Consider the following 17,239-nt stretch of genomic DNA (forward strand, 5'->3'; position numbering starts at 1 on the left):
TCTTAACCCCATGAAACCTATTCGCACCCTACTGGTTGACGACAGCCGCGAATTTTTGGAGTCTATCAAACAGTTTCTGGTCGGGCAACACTGGCTCGAAATTGTGGGCGAGGCGCACTCCGGCGGCGAGGCTCTGGCGCTCGTGGCCGCTCTGCGCCCCGACCTGGCCCTGATTGACTTGCGTATGCCGGGCCTGAACGGCCTGGAAGCGGCGCGTTGCCTCAAAGCCCGCCCCAACTCGCCGCGCATCATCATCACCACGCTGTACGACAACCCGGAGTATCGCGCCGCCGCCCTCGCGGCCTGCGCCGACGGTTTCATTGCCAAATCGGAGCTTGGCGCTCAACTGCTGACTCTGGTAGAGCGCCTATTCTCCGGGCAGGAGCAAAGTGAGAAAGCCATGTTCCCAGAAAATGAGCAACACGACTGCGAAACAGCCCTACTCAAAGATATGAGCGGCGAACTCCGGGCCTGCCGTAGCTCCGGTGAAGCAGGGGCCATCATCGCACATTTTGCCCGGCAGTTATTCCCAACCGTGCCAGGCGCGCTCTACATGCGCCGCGCCGACGATGGCTTTTTTGAATTGGCCGCCTCGTGGGGCGGGTTCCCGGCCACCACCGGCGACGGCGCGTTCTCAGCCTACGAGTGCTGGGCGCTGAGAAGGGGTTACGCTCACACAAACAGCCGCCCCGGTTGTGCCTGTGAACATATTAGCCGGGGCGAGGCTCATCAGCCAGATCAGTCGCAACGCTATCTGTGCCTGCCCTTCGCCACGTTTCAAGGGGATGTGTTAGGCCTCTTGCACTTCCGTTGCCCACTGCAAGCCGGGTCTTCCATGTCCCGGAAGCCGACACCTTCCACCTTGCGCCTGGCGATGATCATGACCGACTACATCGCTTCGGCCCTGGCAATGTAGCTTGCTCAACAAGGTTATTCATGGCTGACAGCATCAACGTTCAACGAACCAACGCCGCGCCCCGCGCGGGCGAAGCGCATTACCGCGCCCTGGTCGAGCACAGCGCCGACGCGGTCTCTTTGGTGGCCGCCGACGGTGCGGTGCTCTACACCAGCCCGGCCACCACCCGAATACTTGGCTACACCCATGACGAATTCGTTGGACAGAACGCCTTTGAGTTAATCCATCCGGACGATCTGCCGCCCAGCGCCGCCCTGTTCGCCCAATTGACCCAAACGCCGGGCGCAACCGTGGCCAGCCAGTTTCGCTTCCGGCACAAAGACGGCTCGTGGCGCTGGCTGGAGGCAACGGCGAGCAACCACCTGGCCGAGCCTGAAGTGAACGCGATCGCCGTCAACTTCCGCGACATCACCGGCCGCAAACAGGCCGAGCAAGTTCTGCGCGACTCGGAAGCGCGTTACCGTTTGCTGTTCGACAGCAACCCGCACCCGATGTGGGTCTACGACCTTGAAACACTGTCCTTCCTCACCGTCAACGACGCCGCTATTCACCACTATGGCTATTCGCGAGAGGAGTTTCTGGCCATGATCATCAAAGACATCCGCCCACCCGAAGACCTGCCCGCCCTGCTCGACAACCTGGCCCAACCGCCGCAGAAACTTGAGCGAAGCGGCCACTGGCGGCATCGCACCAAAGATGGCCGCCTCATTGACGTGGAAATCACCTCGCACGAAATGCGGTTCGACGGCCGGCCGGCCCGGTTGGTCATGGCGAACGACATCACCGAACGCAGGCAAGCGGAGGCGGCGTTGCGCGACAGCGAAGACCGTTATCGCGATCTGGTGGAACACAGTCAAGACTTGATTTGCACTCACGACCTGCAAGGTTTTATCCGGTCGGCCAACTCGGCGGCGGCGCGGCTCCTGGGTTACAGCCTCGACGAGTTGCTCAGGATGAATATCCGTGACGTTTTGGCGCCCGAGGCTTTGAGCGAGTTTGAGCTTTATCTGAGAAGAATGCGAAAGAGGGGCGTTGTGAGCGGAGAAATGGTGGTGCAAACCAAAGCTGGCGAAAGGCGCGTGTGGGAATACGATAATTCTCTGCGCACCGAAGGCGTCAACGAGCCGATTGTGCGCGGCATGGCGCGTGACATCACCGAACGCAAGCTGGCCGAGGAAGCTCTGCGCGAGAGCGAAGAGCGTTTCCGGGCCACCTTCGAGCAGGCGGCGGTAGGCGTTGCCAATGTCAGCCCGGATGGGCGCTGGCTGAGAGTCAACCAGGCGTTGTGCGACATCGTCGGTTACAGCCGCGAGGAGCTACTGCAACTCACGTTTCAAGACATCACCCACCCCGACGACCTTGAAACTGATCTCGATCACGTCCGCCGGATTCTGGCCGGGGAAATGCAGACGTATGCCCTGGAGAAGCGTTACATCCACAAAGACGGCTCCCACGTCTGGATCGGCCTGACCGTCGCCCTCATGCGCGAGCCGTCGGGCGCGCCCAAGTATTTCATCTCCATCATCAAAGACATCAGCGAACACAGGCAGGCCGAAGAAGCTCTGAGCCAACACGCCTTCTACCTGGCGCGGCTCAACGACATCACCCAGGCCGCCGTCGGCGCCCTCGATTTTCAAACTCTCATACAAACTCTGGCCGACCGGCTGGGCGAGCTGATCCACGCTGACGGCTGTTACCTGACGATGTGGGATGAGGCCCGGCAACTGCCCGTCCCCACTGCCGCCTCCGGCGAACTACGCGAGAACTATTACACAGCACGCGCCGCCGACGGCGAGTTGACGATGACGGCCTCGGTCCTGCGCGCCGGTCACGCCCTGGTCGCCGACGACGTTTTCAACAGCCCTTATCTCAGCCCGCGCATCGCCGCGCAGTACCCGGCCCGCTCGGTGCTGGGCCTGCCGCTGATCGCCGACGGCCAAAAACTGGGGGCGGCACTGATCGCCTTCAACCAGCCGCACCACTTCACCCCGGACGAGATCGCCCGCTGTGAGCAGGCCGCCGGGCAGATTGCCCTGGCGATTGCCAAAGCCCGCCTGCTCGACGATGTTCAACGCGAACTACAGGAACGCAAGCAAATGGAGGCGGCCCTGCGGCTGGCAGAGGCCAAGTACCGGACACTGGTGAATCAAGTTCCGGCCATCATTTACGCCGCCGCCCTCGACCGGCCGTACACCGAAACCTACATCAGCCCGCAAGTGGAAAGGATGCTGGGATTCTCGGCAGACGAGTGGCTGGCTCAACCGGATTTCTGGATGCAACGGCTTCACCCCGACGATCGTGAGCGAGTGCTGGCGGAGCTGGACAGGACCGCGCACAGCGGCGAGTTCTCCCCGCTTGAATACCGCCTGCTGGCCCGTGATGGCCGCGCCGTCTGGATTCATGATGAAGGAGTGGTGGCCAATGATGGATTCGACCAATTGCAGATCGTGCAAGGCGTGATGCTGGACATCACCGAGCGCAAGCTGGCTGAAGCCGCACTGGAGCGCTCACTCTCCGTGCTCCAGGCCACGCTCGAATCCACCGGCGACGGTATTCTGGTTGTCGGCGGCAATCAAATCATCAACTTCAATCAAAAGTTCGCGGCTATGTGGGGCATTCCAAGTCACATTCTCGAGACCCGAAATAGCCAACAGGTGATGGCCTATGCCCTGCCTCGACTACGCAACCCGGAAGACTTTCTGGCCAAAGTGGGCATCTTGCGGGCCGACCCGGCGGCCATCTTCCAGGACACGATAGAGCTTAAAGATGGCCGGGCCGTCGAGGTTTACTCCCAGCCTCAAGCCATCGGCGACACAATCATAGGCCGAGTGTTGAGCTTCCGCGACATCACCGAGCGCAAACAGCACGAACGCGAGCGCGAAGCCATTCTCGCCGTTGCCACTGCCTTGCGCGTCGCCCAGTCGCGGGCCGAGATGTTGCCCATCATCCTCGAACAACTGCTCGCATTGCTGGGAGTGGACAGCGCTGCGGTAGGAATGCTCGACTCTGGCGCGGGCCAGGTGGTGATTGAACTGGGGCGCGGGGAATGGGCAACCGCCACCGGTTTGCGGCTCCCGCCCGGCGAAGGCATCGGCGGCCTGGTGGCCGCCACCGGCCGGCCCTATCTGACCAATGACGTGCGAGGCGAGGCCCCGGTCGTCCACCCCGAATTCTTCAAGAAAACTTCCGCTGTCGCTTGCGTTCCGCTCATCGCCCAGGGTCAAACTATCGGCGTGCTGTGGACGGGCCGGGGCCAGGCCGGCGGGCCGGCCATTTTTTCAGACATTACCCAGGACGACCTGCGCCTGCTCACCGCCATCGGCGAAATTGCCGCCAACGCCATTCACCGCGCCGCCCTGCACGAGCAGACCCGGCAACGCCTTGAACAATTGAAAGCTCTGCGGGCCATTGACACTGCCATCAGTTCCGGCTCTGACTTGCCTGGCACGCTCGACATTGTCCTCAGGCAGGTAGTGGCCCAGTTGGGCGTGGATGCCGCCACTGTGCTCCTGCTCGACCCGCAAACGCAGATGTTGAAATACGCCGCCGGGCAAGGATTCAGCTCCAAAATCATCGAAGAGACACGTCTGCATTTGGGCGAGGGGCACGCCGGCCGGGCCGCCCTGGAACGGCGCATTGTCGCGATCCCAAATTTGGCGGAGGCTCAGAGTGATCCTCTGCTCACGCCCCTTTTGCAAGCTGAAGGCTTTATCAGCTATTACGGGGTGTCGCTCGTCGCCAAAGGGCAGGTCAAAGGTGTCTTTGAAGTTTTCCACCGCGCGCCGCTCAAGCCCGACCCGGAATGGCTGAACTACCTGGAGACTCTGGCCGGTCAGGCCGCTATCGCCATAGACAATGTGGAACTATTCGAAGGCTTGCAAGATTCCAACAGGGAACTGGCCCTGGCCTACGATGCCACCATCGAAGGCTGGTCGCGCGCGCTCGATCTGCGCGATAAAGAGACCGAGGGCCACAGCCGGCGCGTCACCGAAATGACCATGCGGCTGGCGCAGGCGGTGAGCATGAGCGAAGCCGAACTGGAACACGTGCGCCGCGGGGCGCTTCTGCACGACATCGGCAAGATGGGCATCCCCGACGCCATTCTGCTGAAGCCGGATAAATTGACGGACGAGGAGTGGGGGGTCATGCGTAAGCACCCGCAGTATGCTTACGACATGCTCTCGCCCATCACCTACCTGCGCCCGGCGCTCGACATCCCCCGCTACCACCACGAGAAATGGGACGGCTCCGGTTATCCGTTCAGGCTGAGCGGCCAGCAAATACCAGTGGCCGCCCGCCTCTTCGCCGTCGTGGACGTGTGGGACGCCTTGCTCGCCGACCGGCCTTATCGTCAGGGCTGGCCGAAAGAAAAAGTGCTCGAGCACATTCGAGAACAGTCGGGCAAGCACTTTGATCCGCAGGTGGTGGAGTTGTTCTTGATGCTCGTGACGAACGAGTAAGTTGCGCCGCCTGAAGCAGGGCCGGCAACACCTCACCTGCCAGGCCGCGCAGAACATAAGTTGCATCTCTCACTCCGGTGGCAATCCGTTTCCCGGGGCAGGCTGGCTTTCATTTCCCATTCATTCCGTCTACTCCATTTCTAAACAACTGTTCAGTACAGTAACGGCTTCTCAGCATTGTCTCAGTTTTGCCGCAGAAAATAATGCTATAGTGGGTCTTGCTGATTGTGATGGTTCTGCCAGGTTCAACGTAAAAAGAAATGGGTCTCCCGGCTTGAGCGTGAATTGGGACGCAGACGCAAAGCGCGCAGATGAACGCAGATTTTGTTTTTTATCAGCGAAAATCAGCGCGCAGAGCGTCTGCGTCCCAAAACTTTTTTTCACGTTAAATCTGGTAGAGCCAAAAATAAATCTGCGTTTATCAGCGTGAATCTGCGTTCCATTTCCCGTTAAAGCCGGAGACCTCGCTGAGATTCAACAGAGGCGTTTCCCGAAGGGCCTTTTCCTCACAAGCAAAAAAGAAGAGCAATGAACGAGCCGTTCGCTTCACAACCTGTGTCGTGGCGACCCCGCCTCCTACGCCTTCGTCGGCGCGCCCGAAGAGCCTTGCCGTTCGCCGCCGGCATGTTGGCCACGCTTGTGGCACTCGCGCTCTATAACCTTCTCCTTCCCGCCCCTCGCCCGCTGACGATAAGCGAGATGAATGAAGTCGTTGCCCAGGCCCTGGCCTCGGCGACGCCGCCCCCCACCTTCTCGGCCCGCGTGTACCGGGTGATACAACCTTCGCTCGTTCTCATCGAAACACAGGGTTCGGGCCTGGACGATGGAGAAGGCCGCCTGGGGAGCGGCGTTGTGATTGACGACCTGGGCGATATTCTCACCAGCCTGCACGTCGTCGCCAAAGCCTCAGCCATCCGGATCACATTTGCCGATGGCACTCAATCCGGCGCGCAGGTGATTGTCGAACAGCCGGAAAACGACATCGCCGTTCTGCGCGCCAACCGGCTCCCGGCGCTGTTAGTGCCCGCCATCCTGGGAAACCCCGATGCCAGTCGTGTCGGCGACGAAGCCTTTGTCGTCGGCAACCCCTTTGGCCTTTACAGTTCGATGAGCGCCGGGGTGATCTCCGGTTTCGGCCGATCGTTTGAACAACCGGATAACGGGCAAATCTTACAAGGCTTAATTCAGGTGGACGCCGCCGTGAATCCCGGCAACTCCGGCGGCCCGCTGCTCAACCGTGACGGCCACGTGATCGGCATTATCACCGGAATTGTGAATCCAACCGAACAGGATGTTTTTATCGGAATCGGCTTTGCCGTGCCCATCGGTGAAGCCGCCGCCGCCGCCGGTTCACCGCCTCATTAACAAAGGAGATGATGATGGATCAAGTTGCCAAGCCCGAAAACCGATCCCCGATGGAGCGCGTCTTGTACGAAGTGAAGAAAGTCATCGTCGGGCAGGATCACCTGCTGGAGCGGCTGGTCGTGGCGCTGTTGGCTCGAGGGCATATCCTGGTCGAAGGCGTGCCGGGCCTGGCCAAGACCCTGGCGATCAAAACCCTGGCCGAGGCCATTGGCGGCGAATTCAAGCGCATCCAGTTCACGCCCGACCTGGTCCCGGCTGATTTAATTGGCACCCGCATTTACAACCAGAAGACGGGGGAATTCAACACCTCGCTCGGCCCGGTCTTTACCAACCTCCTGCTGGCCGACGAGATCAACCGCGCCCCGGCCAAAGTGCAAAGCGCCCTGCTCGAAGTGATGCAGGAAAGACAGGTGACCATCGGGCGCGAGACCTTCAAGGTGCCGCATCCCTTCCTGGTGCTGGCCACCCAAAACCCTATTGAAACCGAAGGCACTTACCCTTTGCCCGAAGCCCAGGTGGACCGCTTCATGCTCAAGGTGCTGGTCGGCTACCCCAGCCCCACTGAAGAGTTCGTCATCGTCGAACGGATGACGGGCGTGTTGCAGGCCGTGCAGAAAGTGTTGACCACCGAACAGTTGGCGAGCCTGCAACAAGCCGCCGACCAGGTGTACGTAGACCCGGCTCTCATTGACTACGCCGTCCGCATCGTAACTTCGACGCGCCGCCTCAAAGAACACGGCCTGAAAGAATTAGAGCACTACGTCATGTTCGGCGCCAGCCCGCGCGCTTCAATTAACTTGATCCTCACCGCGCGGGCGTTGGCCTTTGTGCGCGGGCGCAACTACGCCCTGCCGCAGGACGTGCTGGACATGGCGCTCGACGTGTTGCGCCACCGCCTGGTGCTTTCCTATGAGGCGCTCTCGGACAACGTGGCCGGCGACGACCTGTTGAAAAAGATTCTCGACCGCATCCCGATCCCGGTGGTGCCCCTGCACGAGCATGTCAATGTCCGCGTCAACGCCTGAGCGGGGAATGCCCGACCGGATTCTGCAACGCCTCGACTGGCAGGTCATCCGCCGCCTCGACGGCCTTTTGCAGGGCGACTACCGCAGCCTCTTTTACGGCTACGGCGTGGATTTTGCCGACCTGCGCGAATATCAACCAGAGGACGACATTCGCTACATTGACTGGAACGTCACGGCACGGATGGACACGCCGTATGTCCGCCAATATGTCGAAGATCGCGATCTCACCGCCTGGTTTCTGCTCGACCTGAGTCCGTCCATGGACTTTGGCACGACCCAGACCCGGAGTTTGAAGCGGACGGTGTTGATTGATTTCGTCACCACCCTGGCCCGCCTGCTCACCCGTCACGGCAATCGCGTTGGGGCAATGTTCTACGGCGGTCGGGTGGAGCCGCTGCGCGCGATCCCGGCCCGGGGCGGGCGGCTCCAGGTCTTGCGCCTGATCAACGATCTGCTCAAGCAACCACGTCTGCCCAAAGCGCCGTTCACCAACCTGTCTCCGCTGATCGAAGCCGGACTGCAAGCCATCAAGAGGCGCTCGTTGATCTTCATCATCTCGGATTTTATCAGCGCGCCAGGGTGGGAGCGGCCCCTGAGCCTGCTCAACCGGCGGCACGAGGTTCTGGCCGTTCGCCTGTGGGACCTGCGCGAAGCCGAGCTTCCAGACATCGGCCCGGTCATCATGGAGGACTCAGAGACCGGCGAGCAACTCTACGTGGATACGCACGACCAAAGCTTTCGCCGGCGTTTTCAAGAGGCGGCCCGGGAGCGCGAATCAGAATTGGGCGCGGCGTTCAAACGAGCCGGCGTGGATGCGCTGTCGCTCTCGACCGAGGAAGACCTGACGCGAGCCATTGTGCGTTTTGCCGGCCTGCGGCGGCAACGGCGAAGATGAAAGCGAATTGACCTATGACCTTCATCTGGCCGGTGATGTTATTTCTTCTGGTGGTGATTCCACTGTTCGCCGGGTTGTATTGGCAGCGGCTGGAACAGCGACGGCGACTGGTGGCGCGCTACGGCAGTCTGGGGCTGGCGCAAGCGGACTCGGGCCGCCGGCCCGGTTTGCGCCGCCATTTGCCCCCGGCGCTCTTCATGCTCTCGATCGCCATTCTCATCATCGCCCTGGCCCGCCCGCAAGCCGTCGTCAGCCTGCCGAGGGTGGAAGGCACGGTGATCCTGGCCTTTGATGTCTCCGGAAGCATGGCCGCCGATGACATGCAACCGAGCCGGATGGAAGCGGCCAAGGCCGCCGTCCTGGACTTTGTTCAACGCCAGCCGCCCAGCGTGCAGATCGGCGTTGTCGCTTTCAGCGACAGCGGCTTTGCCGTGCAAGCGCCGACAAACGATCAGGAGCTAATTCTCGCCGCCGTCAACCGCCTGACCCCGGCGCGTGGCACGTCGCTGGCCAACGGAATCTTTGTTTCGCTTAACACCCTTGCCACGAATGTAGCGCAAGACCCGCTTCTCCTCAGCAATCTGACTCCGGCGCCCACCCTGGCCCCCACGCCAGTGCCGCCGGGCACTTACTCGCCCGCAGTCATCCTATTGCTTAGCGACGGTGAGAACAACGTGTCGCCAAACCCGCTGGTCGCCGCCCAGGCCGCCGCCGAGCGCGGCGTGCGTATTTACACAGTCGGCATTGGCAGCGCGGCGGGGACCACCCTGCAAATTGACGGCTTCAACATCCACACCCAGTTGGACGAGGCCATGTTGCAACAAATCGCCCAACTCACTGGCGGCGCTTACTACAATGCTCAAGATGAAGAAGACTTGCGCGCGATTTACGAAAACATCGATCCGCAGTTGGTGATCAAACCGGAAACAATGGAAGTTACCTCAATTTTCGCGGGCGTCAGCATCCTCCTGTTGCTGGTTGGCGGCGCGCTGTCGCTCTGGTGGTTCAGCCGCTTACCGTGAAAGGTGAAAGATGGACTGGCTCTGGCCCGCTTTCTTATTCCTGCTGGGATTAATTCCGCTCGTCGTCGTGGCCTACGTTTGGATGTTACGGCGGCGACAGCGTTTTGCAGTGCGCTATTCCAGCCTGACTCTGGTGCGCGCCGCTCTGCCCCGCCACTCGTTCTGGCGGCGGCATTTGCCGTTTGCCCTGTTCGTGATGGCGCTGTCAAGTCTGGTGGTGGCGCTGGGGCGGCCGGTGACGATTGTCAGCGTGCCCGCCGGGCGAACGACGGTTATTCTCACGTTGGATGTCTCACGAAGCATGTGCGCCACCGACATTCCGCCCAACCGGCTGGAGGCGGCCAAAGCCGCGGCGCGGTTGTTTATTCAACGCCAAAGCGCCACGACTCAGATCGGCATCGTCGCCTTCGCCGGCTTCGCCGAGTTGATCCAGCCGCCCACTACCGATCAGGAAGTGCTGGAAGACGCGGTTGACAGCCTGCTCACCGCCCGCCGGACGGCGATTGGCAGTGCCATCCTCGAGTCGTTGGATGCCATAGCCGAAATTGATCAGAGTGTTGCGCCGAGTGTGAGCGGATTAGCCTCCGGCGTTCAGCCCACGCCCGTGCCACAGGGCGCTTACGCTCCGGCCATTATTGTGTTGCTGACTGACGGCGTGAGCAATACCGGGCCGTTGCCGCTGGAGGCCGCGCAACAGGCGGTTGACCGGGGCATCCGCGTTTACACGATTGGGTTTGGCACGGCCAATGAGAGTCAGTCACTGCCGTTTTGCGGCCAACCCTCTCAGGGCGGAGACCCTTTTGGCGGTGGCCTTTTCTTTGGCGGCGGGGGCGGTGGTGGATTTCGCCGGGGGATTGATGAGGCGACGTTGAGGCAAGTTGCCGAGATGACCGGCGGGGAATATTTCTCGGCGGAGAGCGCGGGCGAACTTCAGGAAGTTTTCCAGAACCTGCCCATCCATTTGATTACCCGGCACGAAACCACCGAAATCAGCGTCGCGTTTGCGGCCCTCGGCGCGCTCCTGGCGGCGCTGGCCGTCGCCCTCTCAATGATCTGGCATCCACTGCCCTGAGAGTTTCTCAGAGTATCCCTAAAGTCGCGGAGTCTGCGCTCCAGGTGCAGGCATCCGACGGCATCTGGGGATGCCGCCTCCTCATAACAGCTTTGGGAAAGCCCTGAAGAGTTTCTGAACTCAAGCCGGAATCCTGCCGCGCGCTTGTCAACACCGGCGAGCGCGCCCGGCCTATAACTCGTCGCGGCTGTGCTTGCCCTTCTGTAGAATCTTCTCGACGTAGCCGATCAACAGCAATCAATCTTCGGGCATCAAGTCTTTGGCCGTGAAGCGCGGCAACAGGCTGTAGATTTGGCGCGTTGGCAAGCAGTTTACTTGTCGTTGACAGCCACAACAAGGTTGAAGTATATTGCCGCAAGCGCAAGAGGTGATCAACCGCGCCACCGGTCTAAGCCAAGAGGATGAAACTCTATGCTCGAACAAGTTGATCTCAATCAGTCGGTCTCCAAGACCGAATACAAGAGCCGCCTGCCGGAACTGCAACAGCGGTTGTACGACCTTGAGCACGCGATGTTCAAGGCGAACGCGCCGGTGGCCGTTGTGTTCGAAGGGTGGGCCGCCGCCGGCAAGGGAAGCACGATTAACACCCTCACCGAACAGCTCGACGCGCGCGGCTTCCGGGTGGTGCCCATCTCGCCGCCCCGCACGAGTGAGACTCGTTATCCCTGGCTGTGGCGCTTCTGGCAAAAGACTCCGGCTTACGGGCAAATGGTGATGTTCGACACCTCGTGGTATCGCCGGGTGCTGATTGACCGTGTAAGCAAGACAGTAAAGAAGCGTGAATGGGGGCAAGCCTATCAGGACATTGCCGAGTTTGAGGAGCAGTTGGCGAACGACGGGACGGCCATTGTCAAGTTCTGGCTTCACATCAGCAAGAAGGAGCAAGGCAGGCGATTCAAGAAACTGCTCAAGGATAAATTGACGGCGTGGCAGGTGACTGAGGAAGACGCCGCCCAACACAAAGCTTACGATAAATATCTGACAGCGGTGGAAGAGATGCTGGCCCGCACCGACTCGCCTTACGCGCCGTGGACGATTGTGGAAGCGACCGACCGCTACTTTACCCGGATCAAAGTTTACGAGACGCTGATCCGGTCACTGGAAGGGCGGCTGGGGCTTCAACCGCCGCCTGAACCAGCCAAAACAAAACGCAAGCCGAAGGAGGCCGCCCATGCTTGAGAACGTGAATCTCAAATTGCGGCTGGCGCGAAAAGACTACGACGTCGAGCTTGAGCGCCTGCAGAACGAATTGCACCTGCTGGCTTACCAGGTCTATGCCCAAAAGCGGCCAATGGTGATCGTGTTTGAAGGTTGGGACGCGGCGGGCAAGGGCGGCGCGATCAAACGGCTGACAGCCAAAATGGACCCGCGCGGTTACGTGGTGTGGCCCATTGCGGCCCCGTCAGGCGACGACAAGACACGGCACTATCTCTACCGCTTCTGGCGGCGACTGCCGGAGCAAGGACAGATCGCGATCTTTGATCGCTCGTGGTACGGGCGGGTGCTGGTGGAGCGGGTGGAGGGCTTTTGCACCGAGGCGGCCTGGAAGCGGGCCTACAGCGAGATCAATCAGTTCGAGCGACAGTTGCGAGACTTTGGGACGATCATTCTCAAGTTCTGGTTGCACCTCAGTCAGGAGGAACAACTGCGGCGCTTCAAAGAGCGGGAGAAGACCGACTACAAGTCCTGGAAGATCACCGACGAAGACTGGCGCAACCGGGGCAAGTGGGAAGATTACGAGCGGGCCGTTGAGGACATGTTACTCAAGACCAGCACCCACGCCGCGCCCTGGACAGTTGTGGAAGCCAACGACAAATGGCATGCGCGGGTCAAGGTGTTGAAGACGACTGTAGACAAACTCAAGCAGGAATTGGAATGACAGTTGAGAGAAGGAACCACAGACGCAAAGCGCACAGATTTCACAGATTTTTTCAATCTTGCAAAAGATCATGACTGATCAATCAAACCGCTATTTCTGCAATCATTGTGGGCAATATCATGAAGGCCCACCAATGAGTTACGGATCCTATGCACCAGAGTCTTGGTACGGCATACCGAAAATGCTTCGGTACGTCTGGGGGCATTTAGATGAAGAAACTTGTGTGATTCGTGGCGATGACTTTTTCAAAAAGAACTACTTTATCAAAGGCAATATCGAAATTCCAGTGCAGGATTCTAGTCAACCTTTTGCTTACACAGTGTGGGTTTCCCTTAGCAAGAAAAATTTTAGCCGAGCGCTTAAACTCTGGAAGGATCCCCAACGCACTAAGGATCCCCCGTCATTCGGCTGGCTCTGTACCAACTTACCTGTATATCCGAACACAATCAATTTGAAAACACAGGTTCATATGAGGGAGGTTGGCGTTCGCCCTTATATTGAACTCGAACCGACAAAACATCCTCTGGCAATCGAACAACGGGAAGGGATAACAATGGCTCGCATCAAAGAAATCGCCGAATTGATCTTGCACGGGTGGGGTTAGCTGCGTGCAAATGCCCGTACTTTCGTTAGCGAATTATGAGCGAAGCTGACGTTATCGCTCGCACCCAAACTCCGGCAACCGTTGACTCGCTGGCGAGCAACTTCGCCGCGTTAGGCGTTGCGTCCGGCATGACCCTGCTTGTGCATTCATCCGCTGAAAAATCATCTTGAACCATGACTCTCCCAACTTTCCAACAAACCGTCTCCCGCTTCGTGCAAGCTCACAACCTCGAAGCCCCCGTTCACGCCCGCCTGCTCGATCTCACTTCTGAAGTCGGCGAGCTGGCGAAGGAAGCGTTGAAGGGATCGAACTACGGCCACGAGTCATTTCAACCCACAGCGAGTTGGGAAAGCGAACTGGCCGACGGTTTCTTCTCCCTCATCTGCCTGGCCAACAGCACCGGGGTGAACATGGAAGCGGCGCTGGCCGGGGCGCTGGAAAAGTATCAGGCGCGGCTGGCGGCCGCCGGCGATTCCGGGTCGGGCCGGTGAGGGCAGACTTTATCGAATCGAAAAGGAAAGATATGCTTGAAATCGGCCAAGTCAAACTTGTGCAAGTCCAACGCGCGTCACTGAAGTTCGGGGAGCGCCCGAACCGCTATTACGATCCTTCGCCCCTGCTCGTCGTCGAGCGCCTGCGGGTCTTGGCCGAGGGCGCGGTCGGGGAAACCGCCGACGGCGGAACCGTCGTTGACGTTCATCACACCAGCCACCCCGACTCCAAAAACATCAAAGGCGCAAACGGCCTCTCCCTCGGTTTCACCAGCCACTATCGCCAGATGCAGGCCCGATACGGCGATCACGTATTTGACGGCTGTGCCGGCGAAAACATCATCGTGGAAGCAAATGGAAGCTTTGGACTGGATGATTTGGGCCACCGGCTCGCCATTCAAAATTCCGCCACCGGCCAGTTTGCTTACTTCACCCGTCTGCTGGTCGCCGCCCCCTGCGTCGAGTTCAGCCACTTCGTCAACCGCGACTCCAATCCGCTCCCAGCCGGGGAACTCAAGGCCACGCTCCAATTTCTGGACGACGGCAGGCGTGGTTTCTATGCCACGTTAGAAGGTCAGCCTCAAGTCGCCATTCAAGCTGGAGACAAAGTCTTTAGAGTGGACAACGGATGAAACAGATACAACGGATTTCTTATCCGTTCAATTCGTTCAATCCGTTGTCTAAAAACCAACCGTGACTCAAACTCAAGAATCCGAAAATCAGTTTGTCCGCTTTGCCCGCTTTCTGCGCTCGCCGCTCTTCCCGATCTTCATGATCATGTTCGTGGACGTGCTGGGCGTTGGCATGACCATTCCTGTTTTGCCGTTGTTTGCCCAAAACCAGTTTGGGGCTTCGGCCTTTCAGATCACACTCATCACTAGCGCCTACTTTCTGGCCCAGTTCATCGCCTCGCCGCAGTTGGGGCGCATGTCTGATAAATTTGGGCGCAGGCCGGTTTTGTTGGTAAGCCAGTCGGGCACGCTGGCGGCTTTTCTCATCAGCGGCGCGGCAGTTGCCCTGCCCTTCCTCTACCTGGCCCGGATCATTGACGGCTTCACCGGCGGCAACATCTCGGTCGCCCAGGCCTACCTCAGCGACATCACCGATGAGAAGAACCGGGCGCAGGGCATCGGCCTCGTCAACGCCGCCTTCAGCACCGGCTTCCTGTTCGGCCCGGCCTTCGGCGCATTTATGGCCGCCCAGTTCGGGCCGCGCACCGCTTACTTTGCGGCGGCCTGTTTCTCAATCACTACCATCTTGCTCACCTACTTTCTCCTGCCCGAGTCGCTCACCCCGGAGCGGCGGGCGACGATGAAACCCAAAGAGGGCGCAAAGAAAAATAGTTCGCTGGAGATGCTGCGCCTGCCCGGAGTCGCCATCCTGATGATGGTCGCTTTCGTAGGGCAACTGGGCTTCTTCGCCTTCCAGAGCGTCTTCGTGTTGTGGTCGGAGAAAGTGATGTTTGTCAGCTACAACGCCAAGTTCGTCCAGCAGGCCGTCGGCTTTATTTTGACGTACGTCGGCGTTGTCGGCATCATCACCCAGACGTTCCTGGTCAAGCCCATCGTCAGCCGTTTTGGCGAGCGGATGATGGTGGCCGGCGGGCTGCTCACCCGGAGCCTGGCCTTTGCCATCATGGCCCTCTCGCCTCTCATCCCGCTCGTCATCGTCACCGTGCCGCTCATCTCGTTTGGCAACGGCCTGCTCATGCCGGGCCTCATCGCCCTGCTCACTTACCTCGTGCCGCCCGGCGAGCGCGGCTATGCCATCGGCCTGGCCGAATCAGTTCAAGGCCTGGGCCGCATCAGCGGGCCGCTGGTGGCCGGGTTTCTCTTCGACCGGGTGAACCCCAGCGCGCCGATGGGCTTTGCCGCCATCGTCGGCGTGCTGGGCGTGATCGTTTCATTATCTTTGTGGCGGATCACAAAGAAGAGAGCTCCCGACTTTGGCGGGGATTGATCCTGACTCGCTTCGCGGGGCGGAAGTTGTAAATGCATGATGCTCGAAATGGGGTATTATGTGGAACAACGATTGAGTTACAGAGGTGTTGGGCACACGAAGGCAGAATTAATTGAAACGACACTTATACGAGGGTGTTAGATGAAATGGTTTACTCTGTTGGATGTAGTAGAGAAAATTCTTAGCATAATTGTTTCTCTAACTGTGCTAGCTGGAGCTTCGCAATTATGGCTCCGATCGGATGTAGTAGAGAAAATTCTTATCATAATTGTTTCTCTAACTGTGCTAGCTGTAGCTTCGCAATTATGGCCCCGATTTCATTCACAATTGCGCAGGTTCGGAATTCTGTTGATCGTGCTTTTTTCTCTAGTTGCGCCGTTAATACCCTTACAGTGGCTTTCTGTATATCTTGCGATCAAATTCATAGGTCAAGCTTACTCAGTTGAGGAATACGTTAGCCTATATGCAAATACATATGCTCTGTTCTCCCTAACTTGGGGAAGCATATGGGCACCCTTTCTCTGCCAAAGGTTGTATCGCTGGTTAGAAAGAGCGTGGCCCCGCCAAAACATAAAAGAACAAACCGATGATAAATCAACGAAACTTTCTACTCGCAACTCTGATGATGTTAATGACATTGCCGATAATTAACGGCTGTGCTCAGATTATTCCTACTCCTACTGTAACTCCTAGTATTATTGCGCCTGTTCCTTCATCGGCATCAACTATTCCAATAATAACATTTGAACCGACTCAAACTTCGGCATCCTTTGAGACCGCTACTGTCACAACTCCACCAACCTCGACTGCATCTCCCACAAGGCAAATCAGTGAAACACCAACTGCGATCTTAACCGATACCGCAACTGTTAGTCCGACCACTATCCCTACAGAATCCAACGACGGATTAATGGTTCTTGATGTAAGCTATAACAGAACTCTTGCAAAGGATGCCACCCAAGAGCATAGTTTTTCAGGCATCGCCAACACTCCTCTAAAGTTGACCCTTCAAGGGGAAAGCGGCCTAAACTATTGGGTTGAGATTCTGGACTCCAAGGGCATCTCAAGGTTCAAGACAGGGACCTACAATGGGCCCAACATTTATGAAATCCCTTTCACTCCCGCCGCCAACGACACTTATACATTACGCCTGACTGGAACTTACGGTTTCGGCGATTACGTCGTCAGTCTCAGCTTAATTGCTTCTCCTAATCGCACTCCAGGCGCTCCAATGGCAACGCTTGATCTCACTAATAGCGGAAGGGGCTCCCTTGCACTTGGCTCATTTGATATCTATCTATTTCAAGGCGTCGCCAACACTCCTCTAAAGTTGACCCTTCAAGGGGAAAGCGGCCTAAACTATTGGGTTGAGATTCTGGACTCCAAGGGCATCTCAAAGTTCAAGACAGGGACCTATAATGGGCCCAACATTTATGAAATCCCTTTCACCCCCGCCGCCAACGACACTTATACATTACGCCTGACTGGAACTTACGGTTTCGGCGATTACGTCGTCAGCGTCAGCAAGTAGAAGTGCAGAATAAGAAACTA

At 58.5% G+C, this 17,239-nt stretch carries 12 protein-coding genes and 1 pseudogene; all 13 read left to right on the forward strand.

What is annotated here, in order from left to right:
- Positions 1–10 precede the first annotated feature (10 nt).
- The 13 genes and pseudogenes from HYZ49_18620 to HYZ49_18680 all read left to right on the forward strand — a co-directional run bounded on the left by HYZ49_18620 (position 11) and on the right by HYZ49_18680 (position 17,219).
- Positions 11–916: a response regulator transcription factor gene (locus HYZ49_18620; GenBank protein ID MBI3244298.1), complete on the forward strand. Its 906-nt coding sequence runs from the start codon at positions 11–13 to the stop codon at positions 914–916.
- A gap of 20 nt (positions 917–936) precedes the next feature.
- Complete coding sequence (locus tag HYZ49_18625; GenBank protein ID MBI3244299.1) at positions 937–5,376, forward strand: PAS domain S-box protein; 4,440 nt, start codon at positions 937–939, stop codon at positions 5,374–5,376.
- A 624-nt stretch (positions 5,377–6,000) separates the two neighbouring features.
- Positions 6,001–6,741 carry a trypsin-like peptidase domain-containing protein gene (locus tag HYZ49_18630; protein MBI3244300.1) on the forward strand — a complete coding sequence of 247 codons (741 nt, stop codon included), beginning with the start codon at positions 6,001–6,003 and terminating at the stop codon, positions 6,739–6,741.
- A gap of 11 nt (positions 6,742–6,752) precedes the next feature.
- Positions 6,753–7,766, forward strand: coding sequence for a MoxR family ATPase (locus tag HYZ49_18635; protein ID MBI3244301.1), 1,014 nt, complete (start codon positions 6,753–6,755; stop codon positions 7,764–7,766).
- Entirely contained in the window at positions 7,747–8,661 is a 915-nt protein-coding gene (locus HYZ49_18640; protein ID MBI3244302.1) for a DUF58 domain-containing protein, read from the forward strand. Before HYZ49_18635 ends, HYZ49_18640 begins: the two co-directional genes overlap by 20 nt.
- A gap of 14 nt (positions 8,662–8,675) precedes the next feature.
- Positions 8,676–9,683 (forward strand): VWA domain-containing protein, encoded by a 1,008-nt coding sequence (locus tag HYZ49_18645; protein ID MBI3244303.1) that lies wholly within the window; start codon positions 8,676–8,678, stop codon positions 9,681–9,683.
- Between the two features lie 10 nt (positions 9,684–9,693).
- On the forward strand, positions 9,694–10,755 hold the full coding sequence (locus HYZ49_18650) for a VWA domain-containing protein (protein MBI3244304.1): 1,062 nt from the start codon (positions 9,694–9,696) through the stop codon (positions 10,753–10,755).
- A gap of 411 nt (positions 10,756–11,166) precedes the next feature.
- Positions 11,167–12,634: pseudogene (locus tag HYZ49_18655) on the forward strand (hypothetical protein).
- Positions 12,635–12,704: 70 nt separating this feature from the next.
- Complete coding sequence (locus HYZ49_18660; GenBank protein ID MBI3244305.1) at positions 12,705–13,238, forward strand: DUF2199 domain-containing protein; 534 nt, start codon at positions 12,705–12,707, stop codon at positions 13,236–13,238.
- A 173-nt stretch (positions 13,239–13,411) separates the two neighbouring features.
- Entirely contained in the window at positions 13,412–13,729 is a 318-nt protein-coding gene (locus HYZ49_18665; GenBank protein ID MBI3244306.1) for a nucleotide pyrophosphohydrolase, read from the forward strand.
- Positions 13,730–13,761: 32 nt separating this feature from the next.
- Entirely contained in the window at positions 13,762–14,361 is a 600-nt protein-coding gene (locus HYZ49_18670; protein ID MBI3244307.1) for a hypothetical protein, read from the forward strand.
- A gap of 61 nt (positions 14,362–14,422) precedes the next feature.
- Positions 14,423–15,688, forward strand: coding sequence for an MFS transporter (locus HYZ49_18675; protein MBI3244308.1), 1,266 nt, complete (start codon positions 14,423–14,425; stop codon positions 15,686–15,688).
- Between the two features lie 622 nt (positions 15,689–16,310).
- The gene (locus HYZ49_18680; protein ID MBI3244309.1) at positions 16,311–17,219 is read left to right on the forward strand and encodes a hypothetical protein; all 909 of its coding nucleotides are present in this window, start codon (positions 16,311–16,313) and stop codon (positions 17,217–17,219) included.
- Positions 17,220–17,239: the final 20 nt, after the last annotated feature.

This window comes from Chloroflexota bacterium (assembly GCA_016197225.1).
GTDB lineage: Bacteria > Chloroflexota > Anaerolineae > Anaerolineales > VGOW01 > VGOW01.

What these genes read in the sequence shown, in the direction of transcription:
- HYZ49_18680 (MBI3244309.1), top strand. Translation starts at nt 16,311, where the DNA reads ATGATGTTAATGACATTGCCGATAATTAACGGCTGTGCTCAGATTATT.
- HYZ49_18640 (MBI3244302.1), top strand. Translation starts at nt 7,747, where the DNA reads ATGTCCGCGTCAACGCCTGAGCGGGGAATGCCCGACCGGATTCTGCAA.
- HYZ49_18645 (MBI3244303.1), top strand. Translation starts at nt 8,676, where the DNA reads ATGACCTTCATCTGGCCGGTGATGTTATTTCTTCTGGTGGTGATTCCA.
- HYZ49_18665 (MBI3244306.1), top strand. Translation starts at nt 13,412, where the DNA reads ATGACTCTCCCAACTTTCCAACAAACCGTCTCCCGCTTCGTGCAAGCT.
- HYZ49_18635 (MBI3244301.1), top strand. Translation starts at nt 6,753, where the DNA reads ATGATGGATCAAGTTGCCAAGCCCGAAAACCGATCCCCGATGGAGCGC.
- HYZ49_18620 (MBI3244298.1), top strand. Translation starts at nt 11, where the DNA reads ATGAAACCTATTCGCACCCTACTGGTTGACGACAGCCGCGAATTTTTG.
- HYZ49_18660 (MBI3244305.1), top strand. Translation starts at nt 12,705, where the DNA reads ATGACTGATCAATCAAACCGCTATTTCTGCAATCATTGTGGGCAATAT.
- HYZ49_18625 (MBI3244299.1), top strand. Translation starts at nt 937, where the DNA reads ATGGCTGACAGCATCAACGTTCAACGAACCAACGCCGCGCCCCGCGCG.
- HYZ49_18650 (MBI3244304.1), top strand. Translation starts at nt 9,694, where the DNA reads ATGGACTGGCTCTGGCCCGCTTTCTTATTCCTGCTGGGATTAATTCCG.
- HYZ49_18630 (MBI3244300.1), top strand. Translation starts at nt 6,001, where the DNA reads ATGTTGGCCACGCTTGTGGCACTCGCGCTCTATAACCTTCTCCTTCCC.
- HYZ49_18670 (MBI3244307.1), top strand. Translation starts at nt 13,762, where the DNA reads ATGCTTGAAATCGGCCAAGTCAAACTTGTGCAAGTCCAACGCGCGTCA.